Here is a 1,206-nt window from a genome sequence, read left to right as displayed (position 1 = left end):
CGTCCCAGCGAACGTAGTGAGTGTGTTGATTGGGTTGTTATATGACAATGCTAAAATAACCTAAGACCAATAACCGCGGCACTTTAATTGAGGACTTTCTTTCTAAAAAAAGAGTATAGCTAACCGTTAGCCAGTCATAGTTTACAGAAACAAGTCCCCAGCCTTTATTACCCATATTACCGCAGAGTTCTTCTAATTCTTTGAGCTTTGTGGAGCGCAGCTTGAATACCCCACCTACAGTTTTTACTTCGTATTTAAACCTATCCATATTTGAAAGCGACTCTTGTCATATAACTTTCCAATAACGGGCGCAGACATGTGGGGCATAATGGCGAAGCCGCCCCGCATGTATGCGTCCCAGCGAACGAAGTGAGAGTGTTGATTGGGTTGTTATATGCCGTTTCAAAATAACCAAGCCAACGGGCATAAAAGTCAATCATCGCTTCGTCCTTCAGCCCCCGTGTATAATCCGTTACTACCGGATTGATCTGCAACGGGTGTGCCGGGCGACGTGTTAGAAAAAGAACTTCTAACAATAAAATATGTAATGGTTGGTCCGACGATAGGGATTAGCCAATTAATTATTAAGCAAAGGGTCATGGAGCTTTGTTTTTTAAAAAACGCTCTTCTGATACCAATAGCATTAACAAATGCTAAGACCAAGTGTAGACAAGTAAAACCAACTATAAAATAGACAGTAGTCACATGAGTCCCTTTGGCATATAACTTTCCAATAACGGGCGCAGACATGTGGGGCATAATGGCGAAGCCGCCCCGCGTGTATGCGTCCCAGCGAACGAAGTGAGTGTGTTGATTGGGTTGTTATATGACATGCCGATTAAACCCTTGAACCACCCCATAATTGCACTGTAGACATTAGCAAGATAGCCAATACAAGCCCAGAGACTAATGATACGCCGATGGGGATCAAGATAACTTGCCATAGTTTCAAAACCATAAAGCGCTTTAAAATGAACGAAAACAACACTATCGATATTACAACTGATGCTGGCTCTACTAAACCCGTCAAATAGGTAACTGAAGCTGAAAAAGCCTGCGTAATTAAAAATAAACCAGTGAGTAACATACTACGCTTGTTTACATTTTCAGTCACTTTGAGTAGGTGGAGAACAATTCGAAAACCTATGAAATTTCCAAGAAGAAATGAAATCAAAAAGAAGACTGGAAACACAAAAGTACCTTTGT

2 protein-coding genes are annotated in these 1,206 nt (G+C 41.3%); both read right to left on the bottom strand.

Going from position 1 to position 1,206, the window contains the following annotated elements:
- Window positions 1–37: 37 nt before the first annotated feature.
- Window positions 38–268 carry a hypothetical protein gene (locus KUL49_RS20710; protein ID WP_131138461.1) on the bottom strand — a complete coding sequence of 77 codons (231 nt, stop codon included), beginning with the start codon at window positions 266–268 and terminating at the stop codon, window positions 38–40.
- A gap of 570 nt (window positions 269–838) precedes the next feature.
- Window positions 839–1,206, bottom strand: a 368-nt coding sequence (locus KUL49_RS20970; protein WP_207308472.1) for a hypothetical protein, incomplete at its 5' end; no start/stop codon positions are given.

The organism is Alteromonas sp. KUL17, assembly GCF_006538305.1.
In the GTDB taxonomy this organism is placed as follows: Bacteria; Pseudomonadota; Gammaproteobacteria; order Enterobacterales; family Alteromonadaceae; genus Alteromonas; species Alteromonas macleodii.
Note: the sequence above shows the minus strand (reverse complement) of the source record. Positions and strands in the feature narration are given on the sequence as shown.